Below are 20,439 nucleotides of genomic sequence, written 5' to 3' on the forward strand. Positions count from 1 at the left end.
AAAACAGGACATACTTCGGTGCGTGTACCCCTACCTCGACCACGACGGGCCGATCGCCATGGCCCATCGAGGCGGCGCGAAGCACCCCGACAACGTCGGCTACGAGAACTCGCTGCACGCGTTTCAGCACGCGGTCGACCTCGGCTACCGGTACCTCGAGACCGACCTGCACGCGACCAGCGACGGCGTCGTGATCGCGTTCCACGACAGCAAGCTCGACCGGGTCACGGACCGGACCGGCGTGATCGCCGAGCTGCCGTGGTCCGAGGTGAGCAAGGCCAAGATCAACGGCCACGAGCCGATCCCCCGCCTGGACGAGCTGCTCGAGCACTTCCCGGACACCCGCTTCAACCTCGACATCAAGGAAGAGGGCGCGCTCAAGCCCGCGGCCGGCGTACTGCGGGCCGCGAACGCGATCGACCGGGTTTGCGTCTCGTCGTTCTCCCAGTCCCGGGTCCGCAGGATCCGCAAGGAGCTCGGGCCGCGGCTGTGCACCGGGTACGGCGACATCGAGACGGTGCTGATCCGCTTCCTCCCGTTCGCGCTGCCGTCGGGCGGGGCGTGTCTGCAGATCCCCGACCACTACGGTCCCCTGCAGGTCCTCACCCCCGGTCTGATCAAGCGAGCGCAGGCCAGGGGCAAGCAGGTGCACGTCTGGACCGTCGACGACCCCGCCACCATGCGCCGGATGCTCGACGAAGGCGTGGACGGGCTGATCACGGACCGGACCGACCTGCTCCGCGACGTCCTGCTGGAAAGAGGCCAGTGGCACTGAAGTGTTATCGGCCAGTACGCCGCGCAGTCCCCAGGACCTGACACACTTCCGCGCATGGGACTTCTCTCCGCCCCCGCGGGTGTGGACAAGCGTGAGTACTGGGGCTTCAGCCTGTACGACTGGGCGAACTCCGGCTACGTCACCACGGTCGGCACGGTGCTGTTCGCGCCGTACCTGACCTCGGTCGCCGAGACCGCCGCCTGCGGGTACGTCGGTACCACCGACAAACCGTGCAACACCAACCTGGACGTCCTGGGCCTCGGGATCTCGCCGGGCTCGCTCGCGTTCTACGTCGTCACGGTGGCGACGCTGGTGTCCGCGCTGTTCCTGCCGGTGGTCGGCGCGATCGCGGACCGGATGTCCCGTAAGAAGCTGCTGATGTGCTCGCTCGCCTGGGCCGGCGCGCTCGCGGCCTGCTGCATGGTCTTCGTCGGCGGCGGCCGCTGGGCGCTCGGAGCCCTGCTGCTCTTCCTCGGCAACCTGTGCCTCGGGTCATCCCTGGTCGTCTACGACTCGATCCTGATCGACATCGCTCCACCTGACCAGCGTGACGCGGTCTCCTCCCGGGCCTGGGCCTTCGGCTACGCCGGCGGCTTCCTGCTGCTCCTGGTCAACCTGGCCGTGGTCACCGCGCACGACGCGCTCGGCATGTCCCAAGGCACGGCAGTCCGGCTCAGCCTGCTCAGCGCCGGGCTGTGGTGGGGACTGTTCACGTTCATCCCGTTCATCCGGCTCCGGGACCGGCCGCCGACCAGCGTGGTCGAGGTGCGGAGCGGCGGCCTGGTCAAGCAGAGCTTCGGCCAGCTGTCCGCGACCCTGAAGCACATGCGGGCGTTCCCGATGACGATGCTGTTCCTGATCGCCTACCTGTTCTTCAACGACGGCATCCAGACCGTCATCTCGGTCTCCTCGACGTACGGCGAGAAGCAGCTCGGCTTCGAGACCCAGGTGCTGATCGCGACCATCCTGCTCGTCCAGTTCGTCGCGTTCTTCGGCGCGCTCGCCTTCGGCCGGTTCGCCCAGCGGTACGGCGCGCACCGGACGATCTCCGGCGGGCTGGTGATCTGGGTGCTGATCGTGATCGCCGGGTTCCTGCTGCCGGCTCGCCAGATCGCGCCGTTCCTGGCGATGGGCGTCGCGATCGGGATCGTGCTCGGCGGGACGCAGGCACTGTCCCGCTCCGCCTTCAGCCAGCTGATCCCGAAGGGCCGCGAGGCGGAGTACTTCTCCCTCTACCAGGCCGGTGAGCGCGGTACGTCGTGGCTCGGCACGCTGGTGTTCGGTCTCGTCCACCAGCTGACCGGGTCGTACCGGCCCGCGATCGTCGCGCTTGGCCTCTTCTTCGTCATCGGCTTCGTGCTGCTCTACCGCGTCGACATGCGCCGCGGCATCGAGGAAGCGGGTAACACGCAGCCGAGCCTGGTCTAGGTCGCGTTCGGTCCGACGTCGGCCGCGGTCAACGGGCGCCGGACGGGTTGTGCGGTAGAGAACTCGTCCGCGCCGACGTCGTACGGCGTGGTGCGGGCGTGTCCGTCGAGGTCGTCGGCCACCTGGCTCGTGTGGTTCACGGCCGCCGCGTTGATCGCCGCGCTGCCGGAGCCGAGCCGGTAGACGTCGTCGGGGCCGACCGTGAGCTTCGGGTCGACCCGGGTGAAGCCGCTCGCCGGGATCGTTCCGTTGGCCGCCGATCCCCAGAGGATGTTGCCGGCGAAGCTGATGCCCTGCTGGAACGGCAAGTCGGTCAGTTGACCGCTCGTTCCGACGAGGAGGTTGTCGGCGACCTGGCATGCCAGCGGCGGAACGGTCCGCTGGCTCTCGCCGGCGATCGCGCCGTTGCTGTTCCGGACTGTGTTGAGCGCGATCGTCACCCGGTCGGGCGCGTCGTTGCCGCGGCGGTCCTCCTCGGACTCACCAGGCGTGTGGTCGCGCTCGGTCCCGCTGCCGAGCACGATGCCGGCGCTGCCGACGCTGTCCACGTAGTTGTTCACGACCAGGTGGTCGTTGCCATAGACCCGGATGCCGTTGCTCCCGGCCAGGATGTAGTTGCTCTCCACCCGGTTCCGGTTGCCGTGCCGGAGCACGATCCCGCCGAGGCTGTTCCGGATCGTGTTGTAGCGGATCGTGCTGCCGGACGACTTCACCGAGATCGTTTCGGGGTCGCCGTTCACCCGCTCGAACAGGTTGTACTCGACCGTCGCGTCGGCGTCCGCGAGCGCCCGGCTGCTGACGCCGAGCCGGATCGGCTCACCGCCGTTCGAACCACCGAAGCTGTGGTCGCGGAAGTAGTTGCGCAAGATGTACGTGCGCTGCGCGACGGTCTCACCGCTCGGGCCGTCGATCACCAGGTAGCAGCCGACGGTCGGCTTGTCCCGGAACAGATTCCGGTCGATCTTCACGTCGTCGCCACGGACGACGACCGAGTGGCCGGCCGCGGACCCGAGCGCGAACTCGTTGCGGGTGAGACGGATCCGGTTGCAGCCGACCGGCAGATCCAGCGTGGTCGTCTGCCGGAACACGAACCCGCTGATCGTGACATTCGACGAGCTCGCGAACACGAAGCTCTTCGACCCGGTCAGCGTGACACCGCCGCGGCTCTCGGCCTGGATCGTGATCGGCGCACCGGTCGTGCCGTTGCGGCCGGAGACGGTGATCCCGCTCGAGCCCACGGCGTACGAGCCGTTCGCCAGCGTGATCGTCGTACCGGCGGTGGCCGAGTTGATCGCGGACTGCAGCTGGGACAACGACGTCACCAGCGCCGTAGTCCGAGCCGCCGCCGTCCGAGCCGTCGCAGGGCGGGTGCCGCCGAGGGCCGTGACGCCGATGGTTCCGGCCAGGAAGGTACGTCGTCTCATGCGAGTCTCCTCAACTGCGTGGGCGGTACAGCTTTCGGTACTCGCTCGGGGTGACCGAGCTGACTTGGCGGAAGACCTTGGAGAAGTACGACTGGTCCAGGCCGACGGCGGCGGCGATCTCCTCCATCGGGCGCGTGGTGGTGACGAGCTCGCGCTGGGCCCACTCGATCCGGGCCCGCTTGATGTACTGCTTCGGCGACAGCCCGTACTCGGCCCGGAATCGGCGGACGAAGGTGGACAGGTCCTGGCCGTACCGGGCGGCGAGGTCCTCGACGGCCAGCGGGTCGCCGAGGTTGTCCTGGATGTACTGCACGACGCCGGACTCGCCCGTCTCCTGCGGCACGAGTCGAACCGAGCCGGGCGGCGCGCTCTCCAGGTAGTGCGCGAAGAGCGCGGTCAGGGCAGACCGCAACCGCAGCGGAGTGGACAGCCCTGGCGGGTCGCGGTCCGCGGCGCCAACCTGCTCAAACAGGATCGCCGCCTCGGCCGGCGCCTTGCTCTGCACGACGTACGGCAGGCTCAGCACCTCGCCGAGGTCGCGCTCGCCGATCAGCGCGGAGAAATGCAGCCAGTGCTTGCGGAACACGTTGTCGCTGATCGTTTCGTACGACACCGGTACCTCGGCCGGGAGGTAGCACAGCTCCCCCGGCTTCGGGTACAGCTCGACATCGCCGACGACCAGCCGGCCCTCGCCCTCGAGGATCAGGTACAGCCGCGAGAACGGGTCGGGCTCGAGCGGCCGCGACCACTCCCGGTGCACCTTGGTGATCCGGGCCGCCACCACCAGATCGAGCCGCAGCCGGTCGAGGTGCGTCCGGATCACCTCGTCGTCATGCGCGGCGCCGGCTGCCGGCCCTGGCGGGCTCACCGACGGTTGGTGCGTCATCGGGCGTGCGGCCCGACCTCGGCGGCGGTCAGCGGGTGCCGGCTGGGCTTACGCCGCGAGTATTCGTCGGCGCCGACGTCCGCCCAGCCGGTCCGCCGGTCGCCGTCCAGGTCGGTGTCGACATCGCGGTACGTCTGGGTCGCGGCATTGATCGCTGGGCTGCTCGCGGTCAGGCGGCGTACGCCGTCCGCTCCAGCGGCCAGCTTCGGGTCCAGCCGGCGGAAGCCACCCGCGGGTGCGTTGCCGTCCGACGCCGCGCCCCAGTGCAGGTTGCCTGCCCAAGTCACCCCGTCCTGGAACGGCATGTTCATCAGTTGTCCTCGATCGCCCACCAGGAGGTTGTCGGTGATCGAGCATCCGAGCGGCGGGACGGTCCGGTGGCTTTCGCCGGCGATCGCGTTGTCGCAGTCGAGCACGGTGTTCAGCGCGATCCGGACCCGGTCCGGCGCGTCGTTGCCGCGCCGCGTCTCCGGCGGCTCGCCCGGCGTGTGGTCGCGCTCGCTCCCGCTGCCCAGCACCACCGCGGTCCCGGCGATGTTCTCCAGGTAGTTGTTCACGACCAGATGATCGTTGCCGTAGATCCGGATCCCGTTCTTCCCGGACAGGAAGTAGTTGCCCTCGACCCGGTTGTCGTTCCCGTGCCTGAGCACGATCCCGCCGAGGCTGTCCCGGATCGTGTTGTGCCGGATCAGGTTCCCCGACGACTTCACCGAGATCGCCTCCGGGTCGCCGTTCGCACGCTCGAACAGGTTCGACTCGACCAGCCCGCCGGCCACCGACAACGCCCGCGGGCTGAGACCGAGCCGGATCGGCTCGCCACCGTTGTCGCCGGGGAAGGTGTGGTCGTAGAAGTGATTCCGATAGATGTGCACGCCTTGGGCCATCTGGTCGTCCCCGGCGCCCTCGACGCCGAGGAAGATGCCGAGCGTGCTCTTGCCGTGGAAGGCGTTGTGGTCGAGCGTCGAGTGGTCCGCCCGGATCATCACCCAGTGCACGCCGTCGAGGTCGGCCAGCTGGAAGTCGTTCCGGCTGAGCCGGATCCGCCGGCAGTCCGGCGGTACGTCGAACGTCGCACGCTGCCGGAAGGCGAAGCCCTCGAGGGTGATGTCCGAGGAACCGGCCAGGACGAAGCTCTGCTCGCCGGTCAGCACCACCCCGCCGACCGACTGTGCCCGGACGGTGATCGGACGACCAGGACGCCCACGCTTCCCGGAGATCGCGATCGACTCCCCGTCCGGAACCTCGTAGTTGCCATCAGCAACCGTGATCGTGCTGCCCGGCTCGGCAAAGGCAAGCGCCCACCGAAGCTCGGCAAGCGAACTGACGTACCGCCGGTCCCCCGCCTGTGCGTGCGCGGGGACAGCGGCCACGGACATGCCGGCGGCGACAGCGCCGGTGGCGAGGAATGTACGGCGGTTCATCGAACTCACCCTTTCAAGTCACCCGAGGCCAGCCCCCGGCGAACGATCGCTGGAACAGGAAGACAGCCGCCGACGCCACACCTGGGCTGAAGACCGGCTCGCCGGGCCTCGTCCGCGGCCTGCGTCAACGTCCTCAACATCCGGGCAACTCCTGCCGACGCGAGGGTAATTTGTACTTTTTGCAGCTCAGTTCGTCGGAAGATAGCGCTTTCCAAGCGAACAAGTCAATGACTCATCGGATGTCTGCTTCGAAAGAGTCAGCGCGCGAGGATGGAGCTGACCAGTCGCCGGACGTCGGTTTCGTTCGGTCGTGCGCCGGTGCGATCGGCGAAGATCATGTGTGCAGAACCGATCAGGCTCAACCCCAGTCCGTCGAGGTCAGCCTCCGCTGCGATCCGCCCCAGCCCCTGCTCGGCCGCGAGGTACTCGCGCACGTGCCGGCCCGCCTCGGTCAGGATCGGTACGCCGGTCGGCACCGCTTCGCGCAGCCGCGCCCGCAGCCCGTCCCGCGAGATCGTGAGGCTGATGATCGCGACCGCGACCGACGCGAAGAGCTCGGTCAGCAACCCCGTCAGGTTGTCCACGACACTCCCCTGGCCCACCGACGCCCGCAGCACCTCCGCCTGTCCCTCGAGCCGCCGGATCCGGTCGATCACCAGCTCCGCGAGGAACCCGTCGAAGTCGGTGAAATGCTTGTGCAGCACACCTTTGGCGCAGCCCGCCTCGGTCGTCACCGCCCGGCTCGTCAGCGCATCCGGGCCTTCCCTGAGCAGCACCCGCTCAGCCGCGTCGAACAACTGCTCGCGCGCGTCCCGCATCGCCACACCGGTCGGCACCGGAACCTCCTGTTGACGCAAATGGGCATTCGCCCACTACTGTGGGCACATGCCCACTCTAACCCCCGAGCCCCATCAGCAGCGCGGTATGGCGGAGTCCTTCGGGACGGACCCGGCGCTGTACGACCGAGTCCGTCCGCAGTACCCGGCCGGTCTGATCGACGCGGTCGTCGCCGCCGCTCCGGGCCGCGATCTGCTCGACGTCGGGTGCGGGACCGGCATCACGTCGCGCCAGTTCCAGGCGGCAGGGTGCCGGGGGCTGGGCCTGGACGTCGACGAGCGGATGGCGGCGCACGCCCGCAGTACCGGTGTCGAGGTCGAGGTGTCGCCGTTCGAGGTCTGGGACCCCGCGGGTCGGACGTTCGACGCGCTGACGGCCGGCATGACCTGGCACTGGATCGAGCCCGAAGCCGGTGCCCGCAAGTCCGCCGAGGTACTGCGTCCCGGCGGCAGGTTCGCGATCTTCTGGTACGTCCTGCAGCCGCCGCCCGAGCTTGCCGAGGCCTTCGCCGCCGTCTACCGCGAGGTCCTCCCGGACAGTCCGCTCAATCCGCAGGCCGCAGTCGCTCCCGGGTCCGCATACGCGCGCTTCATGGACCGGACCGCCGACTGCCTGCTCGCCACCGGCGCGTTCGAGGACGTCGAACGCCCGACGTTCCCCTGGACTCGCCACTACACGCGCGACAAGTGGCTCGACCAGATCCGTACCGCCGGCACCGCCCAGCACCTCGCATCCACCGGCAAGCTGGACGCGATCCTCGCCGGCGTCGGCGGGGCGATCGACGCGACCGGCGGCGAGTTCACGATCGACTCCGAGGTCGTCGCGCTCACCGCAGGCCGGCGATGACGTGCGCCCGGCCGGGGTGCTGGCCGGGCGCACGGTCCTGGTCAGCGCGAGGAGGGGGTCGCGCTCGGGTTGCGGAAGCCGCCACCGAAGCCGGTGCCGCCTTGGCGGACGGTGTTCGCAGTGATGGTGCCGTTGCTGTCCTGACCGGTGACGACCACTTGCTCCCCGGCCTTCAGGTCGGCGGAGGTGCCCTGCTTGGTGATGTCGTACGTCGTGCTGCCGGTCAGCTTCACGGTGACGTTGCCCGACTGCGTCTTCACGACCAGCTCGGTCCCTGACGCGGAGACGACCATACCGATCGTGCCGCCACCTCCTGGGAACCCCCGGTTGGTGCCGTTCTGGCCCGTGCCCCCGTTCTGCCCGTTCTGCCCGTTCTGGCCGCGGAAGCCGCCGTACCCGCCGCCGAAGTTGCGGCCGCCGGCCTGGTTCTGGGTCGGGGTGCTGCTGGAGGCGAAGGCCGCGTGCAGCCCGGCGCCGCCGGCCAGCCCGACGGCGAGGACGACGACCCCGGCCAGGATCGCCGTCGCGAGCGGCAGGTTGAGGGTCTTCTTCGGCTTCAGCGCCGCGTCGACCTCTTCGTCGGACCCGATCTGCGCGAACTCGTCGGGATTTTCGTTACTCATAGCTGCCTCTCACTCGTGACGTAATGCATCGATGGGACGGAGGCCGGCGGCTCGGTGCGCCGGCATGCTGCCGAAGAACAGGCCGACCGCCGCGGACACGCCGAGCGCGAGTCCGATCGACGACGGCACCAGAGCCGGCTGCACACCGGCCAGCTGGAACTGGGTGACGAGCAGCGCGATCCCGACGCCGACCGCACCGCCGATCAGGCTCAACAGCGTCGCCTCGATCAGGAACTGGCCGAGGATCGTCCGCCGGCGCGCGCCGAGCGCCTTCCGGATGCCGATCTCGCGGGTCCGTTCGGTGACCGTGACGAGCATGATGTTGGTGACGCCGATCCCGCCGACCACCAGGCTGATCGCGGCGACGGTCGCGAGCAGCGCGGTGAACGTCGCCGCGGTGTCCTGGCTGGTCTGCAGGATCTGCGCCGAGTTCGTGATCCGGAACGGCGACGTCTGATCCGTCGGCACCCGGTGGCGAGCGGTCAGCAGCTGCGTCACCTCGGCCTGCGCGGTGTCCACGCGGTCGGTGTCGGCCGCCTGTACGACGATCTGGTTCAGGGCGCCGTACCCAGCCTGGGTGGCCCGGAGCGTGGTGATCGGAACGATCGCGGTCGCGTTCGGGTCGTTGAAGCCGGTGCTGTCCTTGCTCGCGAGTACGCCGAGGACGGTGAAGTCGACCGCGCCGAGTTTGATCGTTTGACCGACCGCGCTGTTCGGTCGCGAGAACAGCTCGGTCGCGGCGGTCTGCCCGAGCAGGATGACCCGCTGCGAGGTGTCGACATCTTCCTGCGTGAACGATCGACCGATCTGCACCGGCGTGTTGGTGGCCGGCAGGTACGCCGGCGTCGTACCGATCACCTGGTTGACGGTGTAGCTGGTGTCGCCGTTGGTCGCCGTACCGGAGCTGGTCATCACCGGGGCCACCGAGGCGACATCGGGCGCCAGGCGCTTGTCGGCGAGCGCGGCCGCGTCGTTGAGGGTAAGGCTGTACTGCTGGTTGGCCGGTCCTGCCTGACCGCGCAGGAAGCCTCCTCCCCCGCCGGTCGTCGAGACCGTCAGCAAGTTGGTGCCCATCGCCTCGAGCCGCTGCTGGACCGCCTTGCCCGAGCCGTTGCCGACTGCAACCAGCACGATGACGGCGCCGACTCCGATCGAGACCCCGAGGACGGTGAGCAGGGAGCGCAGCTTGTTCGCGGTGAGGCCACGAAGGGCAGCGCCCATCAGGTCGCGGGGCGACATCAGCGCGTCACCTCGTCGGACATGATCCGGCCGTCGGAGACCTGCACGAGCCGCCGGGCGCGCGCCGCGACCTCGTGCTCATGCGTGATCACGATGATCGTTCGACCATTAGCGTGCAGGTCGTCGAACATCGTCAGCACTTCTTCGGTCGAATGAGCATCGAGGTTGCCGGTCGGCTCGTCCGCGAGCAGGATCCGCGGGCCGGTCGCGAGTGCGCGAGCGATCGCGACCCGTTGCTGCTGGCCGCCGGACAGCTGGTTCGGCCGGTGGCCGGTGCGGTCCGCGAGACCGACCAGCTCGAGCGCGCGGGCTGCCCGGTGGCGGCGCTCCGCACGGCGCAGGTGTGCGTACGTCAGCGGGAGCTCGACGTTGGCCAGCGCGGTGGTGCGCGGAAGCAGGTTGAAGGACTGGAAGATGAACCCGATCTTTCGACCGCGGACGAGCGCCTGCTGATCCTCGGTCAGCCGGGCCACGTTGCTGCCGTCGAGCCAGTACTCGCCCCGGCTGGGCACGTCCAGGCATCCGAGGATGTTCATCAGCGTCGACTTGCCGGAGCCGGACGAGCCCATCACCGCGACATACTCGCCGGCCTGGACCCGCAGCGACACGCCCTGGAGCGCGTGAACCGCGGTCTCGCCGCTGCCGTAGGTCTTCGTGACGCCGCGGAGGTCGATCAGCGCGTCAGCCGACACGGTTGCCCCCGCGGCCCTGGCCGGTCCCCTGACCGCCAATGCCCTGGCCGCCGGTGCCGCCGCCGAACTGGCCGCCAGGCAGCTGCCCGCCGCCGGTGAACTGACGTCCCTGGCCGCCGTTCTGGTTCGTGGTGCCGCCGATCGCGCCTTGGAGCAGCTCGATCTGGTCACCCTCGTTCAGCCCCGACACGATCTGGGTGAAGCTGTCACCGCGGACGCCGATCTTCACCTCGCGGGTCCCGGCGCCGTCGGCCATGGTCACGGTGTACGTCGTCCCACTGGTGGCGATCGCCGTACTCGGGACGTAGAGCGCGTTCGCCGCCTTGGCCGTCTGCACGGTGACGTTCGCGGTCTGGCCGATCCGGGCGTTGGCCGGGAGCTTGGCGAGCGAGAACGTCGCGGAGTACGACACGACACCGTTCGTCGTGGTGGGGGTCGGCGAGACCGACGCCAGCGACGCGGTGAGCGACGTACCGGGCTCGGCGTTCAGGCTGACCGTCGCGGACTGGCCGGCCTTGATCTTGATCGCGTCCGCCTCGGCGAACGCTGCGACCACCTGGAGCGACTTGAGGTCGGCGATGTCGACGAACCCGGTGCCGGACGACGCCGTACTTGTGCTGCTGGAGGCTGAACCTTGACCTGAGGTTGAGCCCTGACCGCCTGAACCACCGCCTGAACTGCCGCTGGAGCTCGAGCCGGAGCTGGACCCGCCGGAGCTGGCGCCGACCGAGCCGTTGATCGCGGTGATGGTGCCAGCGATCGGCGCCTTCAGCGTGGTCGCGTCGACCGCGGCCTGCGCCGCCTCGACGTCCTGGTCGGCCTGCTCCTTGTCCGCCTTGGCACGGGCCAGGCTGGCCTCCGCGTTGCTGACGGCAACTTCCGGGCTCTGACCCTGACCTTGAGGTTGAGACTGTTGCGACTGCTGCTGGCCGTTGGTCGGCGTCGGGGTCGGTGAGGCGGAGGCTTCCTCGGCGGCCTCGAGCGCGTCCTGCGTGTCGTCGAGCGACTCCTGGGCCGCGGTGACCGAGTTGGCGGCGGCGATCTGGTTCTGGTCGGCGATCCGGAGCTGGCGCTCGGCCGCCGCGGGGTCGATCTTGGCGATCGCGGCGCCCTTGGCGACCACCTGTCCGACCTTCACCAGCACCTGCGTGACCGTGCCGGCCGTCTCGAACTGCGGCGATGCGGTTTGTGAGCTTTGTAACGTCCCGCTCGAGCTGACACTGGCCGTCACCTCGCCACGCTGCACCGCGACCGTGGGCCGGGTGGCGCTGGCGGCGGGGGGATCCTTCTTGAAGAACAGGAAGTACGCCGTGAGGGCGATGGCCAGGACGATGGCGACCAGCGCCACGTTGAGCAGGCTGAGGCCACGGAGCTTGTGGCGGGGTAGCACCATGGATGCAGACGCTAGGGACGGTTGCTGAGGAAGAGATCCTCACTTCCTGGCAACCGGCTGTGAACCGGATACCGATTTGGGACGTCGTACGTCCGGCGCGATCGCCCGGTTCGCGACACACCGTGATCTGTGAACACGCGATGACGCGGGGTCACGGCGGTGCTGTCAGGTGCGAACATGGGGCTCGGACATGCCAAAATGGGAATGATCCGGGCCGGCCGACCGTTGGCACGGATGACGATCTTCGGAGGTTTGACATGTCTAATCGCGTACTGCGTGGTTCGGGGCTGGGTGGGGTCAGCTTCGAGGACGACCGTGGTGTCGAATTCGCGCCGCGCCAGATGATTACGTACGACTGCCCCCGCGGACACGTGGTCGAGGTCACCATGGCGCACGACGCCGAGGTGCCCGCGGTCTGGGAGTGCCCGCACTGCGGCAGCGAGGCCGCCCGCTCCACCGGCGAGAAGCCGGAGCCGAAGCAGGAGAAGCCGGCCCGTACGCACTGGGACATGCTGCGTGAGCGCCGGAGCATCTCGGAGCTCGAGGAGCTGCTGGCCGAGCGGGTCGAACTGCTCCGCAAGGGTGAGATCGGCCCGGCGCACCTGCACCGGACCAAGCGCACCGCCTGAACCACGCACAGGAAGCCCTCATCGCAACGGCGCGGTGAGGGCTTTCTCTTGGGCTGATTTGCCTAAAGGCTTTAGGTAATTCCATAATGAGTTATGGCTAGAGCAGGGTTGACCGCGGACCGGCTGGCGTCGGCGGGCGCCGAGCTGGCCGATTCGCTGGGCTTCGACCAGGTCACGGTGTCCGCTGTTGCCCGCCACTTCGGCGTGCAGGTCGCGAGCCTGTACTCCCACGTGAAGAACTCCGCCGACCTCAAGACCCGCATCGCCACCGTCGCCCTGACCGAGCTAGCCGACCTAGCCTCTGCAGCAGTCGCCGGTCGAGCCACCCACGACGCCCTGACCGCCCTGGCCAACACCCACCGCACCTACGCCCAATCCCACCCCGGCCGCTACACCGCCACCCGTTACACCCCACCCACCTCGCCCGACCGGGCTCAGGACCTCGCTCGCGCAATCCCCCCGCCGTCCGGCTCTGACGCCCCGCCCACCTCCACTTCGCCCGCCTCGTCACCCACCTCCGGCTCCCTCACGTCACCCGTCTCGCCCGACCGGGCTCATCGCCCCGCTCGCGCGATCCCCCCGACGCCCGGCTCCACCTCGCCCGCCTCGTCACCCGCCTCCGGGTCCGTCACGTCGCCCACCTCGGCCGACCGGGATGGCTTCCCCGCCTCACCAGCGTCGGGCTCGTCCACCGCAGCGACGTCCGACTCCTCCGCCCCGTCCGCCTCCGGTTCCTCCGCCCTGCTCGAGCAGGCTGGTGGCGGCACTTCTTCTTCCTCAGTTCTGGGGAAAGAGTTCGTGGCTGCTGGGCGGAGGCATGCGGAGCTGGCCAGGGCGATCCTCCGCGGATACGACCTCGACGAGCCCGCGCAGACCGACGCCGTACGCCTCATCGGCAGTCTCATCAGCGGCTACATCACCCTCGAGCAAGCCGGCTCGTTCGCCTACAGCCAACCCAGCCCGGACGACAGCTGGCCGCGCATCCTCGACGCGCTCGACTGCCTCCTCCGCACCTGGCCCGAAAGGCACCCGTCGTGATCACCATCCCCATCACCGCCGAGCTGCTCCGCGGCGCCCTCGACCTGGAGCAGACCGGCCGCGGCCTCCTCCCGCACCGCCTCCCGGCGTGGGCGCGAGCGCAGTACGACGACGGTCAACTGGAGATGGTCGAGTCCCAGCCCTCCGGCGTACGCCTCGTCTTCAGCACCGCCGCGACGACGATCGAGCTCGACACGCTCCCGACCAAGCGTGACTACACCGGCGCTCCCCCACGCCCCGACGGCGTGTACGACGTCCTCGTCGACGGCCGGCTGTTCGCCCAGCTCACCGCGACCGGCGGCGACGTCATCACCATCGACCTGATGTCCGGCGCCACCGACACCAAGCCCGGTACGGCGCAGACGCTACGGATCACCGGTCTCCCCGGCGTACCGAAGCCGGTCGAGATCTGGCTCCCGCACGACGAGACAACCGAGCTCGTAGCCCTCCGCAGCGACGCCCCGATCGCACCGATTCCCTCCGGCCGCAGGGTCTGGCTGCACCACGGCAGCTCGATCAGCCACGGCTCCAACGCCACCCATCCGACCGGCACCTGGCCCGCCCTCGCCGCGACCCAAGCAGGCGTCGACCTCATCAACCTCGGCTTCGGCGGGAGCGCGTTGCTGCAGCCGTTCATCGCCCGAACCATCCGCGACACGCCGGCCGACCTGATCAGCCTCAAACTCGGCATCAACGTCGTCAACGCCGACGGCCTCCGGCTGCGCACCTTCACACCCGCGGTCCACGGCTTCCTCGACACCATCCGCGACGGCCACCCGCACACTCCGCTGCTGGTGATCTCCCCCATTCTCTGCCCGATCCACGAAGCCACCCCGGGCCCGACCGGCTGGGACCTCTCCGCCCTTGCCGACGGCGAGCTCCGCTTCGTTGCCGCCGGCAACCCCGAAGAGATCCCCGCCGGCAAGCTGACCCTGTCGATCATCCGCGCGGAGCTGGACCGCATCATCCAGCGCCGCGCCGACCCCAACCTCCACTACCTCGACGGCCGCTCCCTGTACGGCGACGCCGACAACGCCGCCCATCCGCTCCCCGACGACCTCCACCCGGACGCGGACACCCACGCCCTGCTCGCCGACCGCTTCACGTCGCTGGCCTTCGAGTCCAAGGGCCCGTTCAGTGGCTGATCACCCGTTCATCCTTTGATCGCTCGTTCAGCCGCTGATCGCTCGTTCAGCGGCTGATCGTTGCGACTGCCTGGATTGCCCGGAGGCGGCCGTCGGTGAGGGCTTCGGTGAGGTGCTTCCCGCGCTCCCGGAAAGACGGCACGAACGCATGCAGCCCGAGTGGGTTCGGCGGCAGCCCCTGGATCGTCCGCATCACATCCCCGACCTGCTCGGTCAGATCCGCCCAGTGCTCAACCGTGAAGCCGGCGCCCTCGATCTCTGCCCGAAGGTCCTCCGGGGTAACGAGATGACTGTGCTCCGGCCCGTCCGCCCACGGCAGCGGGTAGTCCAGCTCGCCACCATCGCCCGCCGCTATATCCCACAGCGCGAGCCGGCCGCCGTCCCGCAGTACCCGCCGCGCCTCGCCGTACAGGAGGTCCTTCCGCGCCACATTCATCTGCACGTGCTGACTGAACACAATGTCGAACGAGTCGTCCTCGAGTTGCAGCGCCGTCACGTCTCCCTGCCGTACGTCGATCCTGTCGCCCAGTCCCACCAGCCCGTTGAGCCAGCGTGCGGTCTCGCAGTACTCCGCCGACAGATCCACGGCCGTCACCGAGCACCCGAACCGGTCTGCCAGGTAGCGCGCCGTACCGCCGATCCCAGCGCCGTCGTCGAGCACCCGACTCTCCGGCGTCACTCCCGCGAGATCCACGAGTTGTACGGTCACCAGCCGTCCGCCGGTGTGGTAATCCTCGAGCATGGCAAGCTCGGCCGGCTTCAGATCGTCGAGACTCTTGCCGGCGGCAACGAGCGCCTGGGTGATGTCGTGCTGAACGCTTCCGGTCCGATAGTGCGTTGCTCGTTCGGTCATACGAGTTCCTTTGTTCGGGTGCGGGTCGGCAGCAGGACCTGCAGGGCGATCGCGACCGTGGTTGCGATCAGCCCGCCGACTGCTACCGGCCAGAAGCCTTCGATGTGTAAGCGATTGGTCAGGTGATCAGTTCCGATCGCTACCAACCACAGCAGGGTCGCATTGCCAGCGAAGGTGATCAGGACGATGACGGGCCAGCTCGCCCTTGCGCGTACGACGTACGTATTGAAGAGACCGAAGAGCAGACCGACGACCGCGATCGTCAGGATCAGCCCGAGTCCTTTGCCTTGAAACTCGATCGCCGGCCGGGCCGCGAGAGATGTCAGGTAGACACCGATGCCGTTGACCAGGATGTTGACTGCGGTTCTCATTGCTCCAGCACTCCGTGCCGGCGCGCGATCCGGCTGATCACCGCGGCGAACATGGCGGGCTGTTCGGTTGTGATCAGATGACCACCCGGGAAGGTAACGATCTCGGCCTCGGGCACCCGGGTGCCCGAGGCGGCGACCTGACGGTGCTCGTACGGATCCTCGGTACTGCCGCCGACGGTCAGGCTGACCGAACCGTCGAGCGCACGCGCGATCGCCGCGAGATCCCAGCGCGCGCCGTTGCGTCGGTGCTCCTTCACGAACCCGGCACCCTCGTGCAGGAACCGTGCGCCGTCGCGTCGTACCAAGGCGGACCAGGTTTCGACCAGCTCGGCCTCGGTCACCTGATATCCGCGCGAGTACATCTGCGCCTGTTTGAAACCCTGCCCGAACGCCACCGCCGACTGCTGCGACCTGCGTGCGACGAGCGCCCCCAGCGGCGACCTCAACAACGGCGTACCTCGGAGGGGATGGGTGTGCCGGTCCGGATACAAGCCGCCGTTGACCATGAAAGCGGCGGTGATGGTCGTCCCTTCCCCGGGCCGCTCCAACTGCCGCCGCAACAACTCGAGCAACGCCAGCGAGGTGTAGTCGAACGTCACCACCACAGTCCGCCGCACCCCAAGCTCCTGCCACCAGGCCGCAACCAGATCAGCCCGCTCGACGGTCGAGTACGCGTATCCCCTCGGTTTGTCCGAGTCCCCCTGGCCTACGGGCTCCACATACAACCGAGGACCCAACCCCACCGGCAGCAACCGATCAACCTGAGCCCACCCGTAGGAGCCCTCCGGAAACCCCGGCAACATCGTCAACCACACCTCGTCCGACCCGCCGTCCGGATCCAGCTCTACCTCCGAGCGCCGGGAACCGTCCGCCGACACACGCGTCACCCGTCCGAACACCTTCAGCAGGTCGGTCCGGCCCGAGGCCTCGTCCTCCCTCAACAGCAGAGCCGCTGCTGGGTCGTACCAGCGCCGCTCCCCACCCGCAAACCACTCATCCGCCGTCACCAAAACCTGCTCCTGCACCGGTACGCCGTCCTGCAGCTGTACGCCGTCCTGCGCTTGCCCGTCGTGCGAGTCCTGCCCCGGCTCCTGCGCCTGCACGCCATGCAGCACTTGCGCGGCGTCCTGCTCTTGCCTGTGGTGCGGGTCCTGCGTGTTGTCTCGTGCCTCCGTCGGCACGACTTTGCTGCCATCCATCGAGTGCCTCCCAGCTATGTGGACAATGTCCACAGTAGCTCGATTAGTGGACACCGTCCACATTGCTATCCTGAGTCCGTGACCCCAGCCGACCCAGCCCCGGACGCACCCGACGCGCTACCCCGTCCCGGCAGCAGCGCGACTCCCGACGCGGATGCGTCTTCCGGCACCGACGCGTCTCCGGCGACCGAGGCGCCTCGCGGCCCCGGTGTGCAGCCGCGTCGACGCCGGCCGCGCGGTGATGTGCGCGCCGGTCTGGTCGCAGCCGGCCTCGAACTTGCCCGCACCGGCGGTCCCGATGCCGTCGTACTGCGGGAAGCGACCCGCGCCGTCGGCGTAGTACCCAACGCCGCCTACCGCCACTTCGCCGACCGCGACGAACTCCTGGCCGCGGTCTGTACCGCCGCGATGCACGAACTGGCCGACCGGATGAGCGCCGAGATCGCCAAAGTCCGCGGCAAACAAGACAACCCCGCCGCGGCCCAACGCCGCCTCGGCGCGATCGGCACCGCGTACCTACGCTTCGCCCATGAGGAACCAGGCCTGTTCGCGACAGCCTTCGCCGTCCCCGAACAACACACCTACGCCTCGACCGAAGACGCCGACCCCACCCCGCTAGGCCTGCTCCGCACCGCCCTGGACAACCTGGTCACCGCCGGCGTCATCACCCCGACCCGGCGAAAGGACCTCGAATTCCCCATCTGGTCCACTGTCCACGGCCTGGCCACCCTCACCACCCACGGCCCGCTCCGAGCGCTCTCCCCCACCCAACTCCGCCACATCGAGTCCCAAACCTGGGACTACATAGGCAACAGCCTCAGCTAGCCGCCGGCGAGTGCCTACTTCTTCTTCACGGTGATGGTGATCTCCTGCCGCTTCGGCACGACCAGCGCGAAGACCTCCGGGTCGGCGTTGAACGTCAGCGCCGGACACGCAGGCTCGCTCGGCACGGTCGGCACGTTACTCGGCACGGTCGGCACGTTGCTCGGCACGGCTTGCACCTTGCTCGGCAGGGTCTGCACGACGTACGGCGAGTCCGCCGTACCCTCGCCACCCGTCACCAGCACCGGCACCTGCCCACCTGTCGTCTCGCAAGCCTTGAGCCCGTACGTCGTCCAGAACTGCGTGGCGCGGGCCCCGGATCCGCTGAGCATCGCGACCTGATTCACCGCGGCTGCCTTGGCCGCCGGCTCGCTCCCCGACGGTGAAGAGGTGAGCGCCAACTGGAAACCAAGCCCACCGATGCCGGCCATCAGCGCACCGGCGATCCACACGCCCTGCTTGCCGGAGAAGACCTGGCTGAGCTTCGTGTAGGCGCCGCGGTCGATCACGTCGGTCCGCACCGACTCATAGAGCGCCAGGTTGGCGGCTACGTCGTCGTACGCGTTGCGGAGTTCGCGCGCTTCCTGCGTCGCGGCGGCGTGCACCGCAGGGTCCTTGTCGTACGCGTCGGCCGCCCGCTGGTCAGCGTCCTCGGCCTTGTCCGGCAACTCGACCGCAGCCACGCGGTACGCCGCAAGCTGGTCACGAAACTCCCGCAGACTGTGCGCATCAGCCGGCAGCACCGACTCCGGGGCGCTGTCGATCTTCTCCACCAGGTCCGCCGGAAGGTTGTCCAAGCTCACCTCCACCGGCAGCAGCACCTTGCTCACGCCGAAGATCAGCATCCCGATCCCGATCAGCCCGGCGACCCCGAGCACGCCCGCGATCACGAGTTGCAGGGCATCGTCGTGAAAGTCGAGACTCGGCCGACTGACCACCGGCCCCGCGCCGAACACCACCGTTGCCACCGCGGCCAGCGCGGTGATCACCCACTTCGCCGTACTCCGCAACTCAGCCGAAGCCACCACCCACCTGGTATCACCCGCCGCAGCCGGAGCACCCGCCGCCGGCGCCGGATTCACGTCACCCACGAGGCCGCCTCCGCACTTCTGGCCGCCCCCGCCCTATCCCACGAGCAAACCGCGGCCCCGGCCGCCGCCCCCGCTTCCAGGCCTTCCCGTCCCACACCCACACAACCCCGTCATGCAGCTGCGTAGCACCCAGGTATTCGCCGTTCTCGTTCGGCGGCTGCGCCCCCATGTCGTTCCCCCCTCGCATGTCCCCTGACCACCCACGATCCCAGAAAGTGTCACAGTTCGGGTAGTTGCCAACAGCCAATACTTCAGCACTGCCGAACAAACACAACAGGAGCGGCAGCCGGCGACGAGGCAGTAGCCCTGCGCTGGGACACCAGCAGCATCCGGCACCTGCGGTAGGTTCGCAGACCGGCGCCGACCTGGGGCAGTCACCCGCGAGCGCAGCGAGCGGCCCTGCGGCGCATCTCCTTGGTGCATTTGAGGGGTTCACCGGCTGGGTGGTCCGTTTCCTGGTGGCATGCAGGGTGGCGAACGGGCAATTTCATGGGTTAGCCCGTCAAATGACGGAGGATGGGAGTGGGTGACAAGGCGGGTGTGGCGGAGGCTGCGTTGCGGGCTATCGGGTGCTACCTCGAACGGGAACGCACCCGACGCACCGACGGAGGCATGCCGGCAGCCGCGAGCAACTCCCGGTGCGGGACAGAACGCGAGCGGCAGCTCGGAACCCCGCGAGCGCAGCGAGCAAAACCTCCGGCGCATGCCGGATCCACCGGGCGGCGGCCACAACAAGCAGCGTGGGTGAGGGCGCGTAGCTCGGCAGATCGAGGAGCTGTGGGCGGCACCGCGCTGGTCAACCACCTCAACCCGCCACCAGCGTTCGGTTGACGAAGGACGCCAGCCCGGGGAAGTCACCCGCGAGCGCAGCGAGCGAAACCCCCGGCGCCAGCCGGAAACCACGAGCGACAGCTCGTCATCAGCGAGCGCAGCGAGCAGAACCCGGCGCCAGCCGGGAACACCCGGGCGGCAGCCCCGAACAAGCGGGGTGGGTGGGGCGGCGCGTAGCTCGGCGACGAAGGAGTCGTGCGTAGCACCGCGATGGGACTACCAGCACCAGCCGTAACAGCAGTACGACGAGGTAGTACGCCAGCCCGGGGTAGTCACCCGCCAGCGGCAGCTGGCAGCACGCCGGCGTTAAGCCGGAGGGTGGGTGGGAGCGTGCGTAGTGGTCGCGTAGGAGGAGTGGAGCGACGACGGAGTGGCCGCGGAGCACGCGTAGGGGGACTACTTTTCGGGGTCTATTACTTCGCCCTGGATTACGTCGTCGTTCCGCGGCGGCGGGGTGGCGCCTGGGATGAAGGGGTTGAGGGTGGTGGGGGTGAGGCGGGCGGCTCGGCGGGAGAAGTACGACGTGACTGCTCGGCGGGCCAGTGGGCGGGTGAAGGGGAGGACGAAGAAGAAGCCGAGGATGTCGGTGAGGAAGCCGGGGGTGAGGAGGAGGGTGCCGCCGATCAGGACGAGGGCGCCGTCGGTGAGTTCGCGGCCGGGCATCTTGCCGGTCTGCAGCGCGGTTTGGAGGGCGTTCCAGGCGCGCCGGCCTTCACGCTTCACGATCCACGCGCCCAGGGCGCTCTCGACCAGCAGCAGGCCTACTGTCGGCCAGCCGCCGATGACCTGGCCGACCTGGATGATCACGTAGATCTCCGCGATCGGTACGACGAGCAGCGCGAGCGCGATCAGCCACGGCATGTCCGCAACCCCTTCCGGTGATTCCCCTCAGTGTT

The 20,439-nt window shown here is 68.8% G+C and carries 20 protein-coding genes; 7 read left to right on the forward strand and 13 right to left on the reverse strand.

Annotated elements, in window-relative coordinates; translation table 11 throughout:
* Nucleotides 1-22: 22 nt before the first annotated feature.
* Complete coding sequence (locus AB0E69_RS21215) at nt 23-775, forward strand: glycerophosphodiester phosphodiesterase (RefSeq protein ID WP_360148311.1); 753 nt, start codon at nt 23-25, stop codon at nt 773-775.
* Between the two features lie 54 nt (nt 776-829).
* Nucleotides 830-2,203 carry an MFS transporter gene (locus AB0E69_RS21220; protein WP_360148314.1) on the forward strand — a complete coding sequence of 458 codons (1,374 nt, stop codon included), beginning with the start codon at nt 830-832 and terminating at the stop codon, nt 2,201-2,203.
* On the opposite strand, the gene AB0E69_RS21225 is transcribed toward AB0E69_RS21220, so the two are convergent.
* The 4 genes from AB0E69_RS21225 to AB0E69_RS21240 all read right to left on the reverse strand — a co-directional run bounded on the left by AB0E69_RS21225 (nt 2,200) and on the right by AB0E69_RS21240 (nt 6,770).
* Complete coding sequence (locus tag AB0E69_RS21225; RefSeq protein WP_360148317.1) at nt 2,200-3,627, reverse strand: polysaccharide lyase 6 family protein; 1,428 nt, start codon at nt 3,625-3,627, stop codon at nt 2,200-2,202. The two genes, AB0E69_RS21220 and AB0E69_RS21225, sit on opposite strands and share 4 nt — an antisense overlap.
* A gap of 10 nt (nt 3,628-3,637) precedes the next feature.
* Nucleotides 3,638-4,495, reverse strand: coding sequence for an AraC family transcriptional regulator (locus AB0E69_RS21230; RefSeq protein ID WP_360148320.1), 858 nt, complete (start codon nt 4,493-4,495; stop codon nt 3,638-3,640).
* Between the two features lie 14 nt (nt 4,496-4,509).
* Nucleotides 4,510-5,934, reverse strand: coding sequence for a polysaccharide lyase 6 family protein (locus AB0E69_RS21235; RefSeq protein WP_360148323.1), 1,425 nt, complete (start codon nt 5,932-5,934; stop codon nt 4,510-4,512).
* A gap of 257 nt (nt 5,935-6,191) precedes the next feature.
* Nucleotides 6,192-6,770 (reverse strand): TetR family transcriptional regulator, encoded by a 579-nt coding sequence (locus tag AB0E69_RS21240; protein WP_360148326.1) that lies wholly within the window; start codon nt 6,768-6,770, stop codon nt 6,192-6,194.
* A 49-nt stretch (nt 6,771-6,819) separates the two neighbouring features.
* On the opposite strand from AB0E69_RS21240, the gene AB0E69_RS21245 reads away from it, so the two are divergent.
* Nucleotides 6,820-7,617: a class I SAM-dependent methyltransferase gene (locus AB0E69_RS21245; protein ID WP_360148329.1), complete on the forward strand. Its 798-nt coding sequence runs from the start codon at nt 6,820-6,822 to the stop codon at nt 7,615-7,617.
* 41 nt (nt 7,618-7,658) lie between these two features.
* Here AB0E69_RS21245 and AB0E69_RS21250 read toward each other — a convergent pair whose 3' ends face one another.
* The 4 genes from AB0E69_RS21250 to AB0E69_RS21265 are packed head-to-tail and all read right to left on the reverse strand — an operon-like array spanning nt 7,659 to nt 11,564.
* Nucleotides 7,659-8,240 (reverse strand): hypothetical protein, encoded by a 582-nt coding sequence (locus AB0E69_RS21250; protein WP_360148332.1) that lies wholly within the window; start codon nt 8,238-8,240, stop codon nt 7,659-7,661.
* 9 nt (nt 8,241-8,249) lie between these two features.
* On the reverse strand, nt 8,250-9,479 hold the full coding sequence (locus AB0E69_RS21255) for an ABC transporter permease (protein ID WP_360148335.1): 1,230 nt from the start codon (nt 9,477-9,479) through the stop codon (nt 8,250-8,252).
* The gene (locus tag AB0E69_RS21260; protein WP_360148338.1) at nt 9,479-10,171 is read right to left on the reverse strand and encodes an ABC transporter ATP-binding protein; all 693 of its coding nucleotides are present in this window, start codon (nt 10,169-10,171) and stop codon (nt 9,479-9,481) included. Before AB0E69_RS21260 ends, AB0E69_RS21255 begins: the two co-directional genes overlap by 1 nt.
* Complete coding sequence (locus tag AB0E69_RS21265; RefSeq protein WP_360148341.1) at nt 10,161-11,564, reverse strand: HlyD family efflux transporter periplasmic adaptor subunit; 1,404 nt, start codon at nt 11,562-11,564, stop codon at nt 10,161-10,163. Before AB0E69_RS21265 ends, AB0E69_RS21260 begins: the two co-directional genes overlap by 11 nt.
* A 257-nt stretch (nt 11,565-11,821) precedes the next feature.
* On the opposite strand from AB0E69_RS21265, the gene AB0E69_RS21270 reads away from it, so the two are divergent.
* The 3 genes from AB0E69_RS21270 (at nt 11,822) to AB0E69_RS21280 (ending at nt 14,376) form a co-directional block, all read left to right on the forward strand.
* Complete coding sequence (locus AB0E69_RS21270; protein ID WP_130448290.1) at nt 11,822-12,193, forward strand: RNA polymerase-binding protein RbpA; 372 nt, start codon at nt 11,822-11,824, stop codon at nt 12,191-12,193.
* A 93-nt stretch (nt 12,194-12,286) separates the two neighbouring features.
* Nucleotides 12,287-13,231 carry a TetR/AcrR family transcriptional regulator gene (locus AB0E69_RS21275; RefSeq protein WP_360148344.1) on the forward strand — a complete coding sequence of 315 codons (945 nt, stop codon included), beginning with the start codon at nt 12,287-12,289 and terminating at the stop codon, nt 13,229-13,231.
* Nucleotides 13,228-14,376 carry a GDSL-type esterase/lipase family protein gene (locus tag AB0E69_RS21280; protein ID WP_360148347.1) on the forward strand — a complete coding sequence of 383 codons (1,149 nt, stop codon included), beginning with the start codon at nt 13,228-13,230 and terminating at the stop codon, nt 14,374-14,376. The genes AB0E69_RS21275 and AB0E69_RS21280 overlap by 4 nt, the downstream gene beginning before the upstream one ends.
* A gap of 46 nt (nt 14,377-14,422) precedes the next feature.
* Here AB0E69_RS21280 and AB0E69_RS21285 read toward each other — a convergent pair whose 3' ends face one another.
* From AB0E69_RS21285 to AB0E69_RS21295, 3 genes are read right to left on the reverse strand one after another with little or no spacing between them, the layout of a single operon-like run.
* Nucleotides 14,423-15,229, reverse strand: coding sequence for a methyltransferase domain-containing protein (locus AB0E69_RS21285; protein WP_360148350.1), 807 nt, complete (start codon nt 15,227-15,229; stop codon nt 14,423-14,425).
* Nucleotides 15,226-15,600: a hypothetical protein gene (locus AB0E69_RS21290; RefSeq protein ID WP_360148353.1), complete on the reverse strand. Its 375-nt coding sequence runs from the start codon at nt 15,598-15,600 to the stop codon at nt 15,226-15,228. The genes AB0E69_RS21285 and AB0E69_RS21290 overlap by 4 nt, the downstream gene beginning before the upstream one ends.
* Nucleotides 15,597-16,799 (reverse strand): alpha/beta hydrolase, encoded by a 1,203-nt coding sequence (locus AB0E69_RS21295; protein WP_360148356.1) that lies wholly within the window; start codon nt 16,797-16,799, stop codon nt 15,597-15,599. Before AB0E69_RS21295 ends, AB0E69_RS21290 begins: the two co-directional genes overlap by 4 nt.
* A gap of 78 nt (nt 16,800-16,877) precedes the next feature.
* Here AB0E69_RS21295 and AB0E69_RS21300 point away from each other — a divergent pair, with 78 nt between their 5' ends.
* Nucleotides 16,878-17,624 (forward strand): TetR/AcrR family transcriptional regulator, encoded by a 747-nt coding sequence (locus AB0E69_RS21300; protein ID WP_360148359.1) that lies wholly within the window; start codon nt 16,878-16,880, stop codon nt 17,622-17,624.
* A 14-nt stretch (nt 17,625-17,638) separates the two neighbouring features.
* Here AB0E69_RS21300 and AB0E69_RS21305 read toward each other — a convergent pair whose 3' ends face one another.
* Both AB0E69_RS21305 and AB0E69_RS21310 read right to left on the reverse strand, forming a co-directional pair.
* Complete coding sequence (locus tag AB0E69_RS21305; protein ID WP_360148362.1) at nt 17,639-18,646, reverse strand: hypothetical protein; 1,008 nt, start codon at nt 18,644-18,646, stop codon at nt 17,639-17,641.
* A 1,293-nt stretch (nt 18,647-19,939) separates the two neighbouring features.
* Entirely contained in the window at nt 19,940-20,404 is a 465-nt protein-coding gene (locus tag AB0E69_RS21310; protein ID WP_360148365.1) for an FxsA family protein, read from the reverse strand.
* Nucleotides 20,405-20,439 lie beyond the last annotated feature (35 nt).

This window comes from Kribbella sp. NPDC026611 (assembly GCF_040638345.1).
Lineage (GTDB): Bacteria > Actinomycetota > Actinomycetes > Propionibacteriales > Kribbellaceae > Kribbella.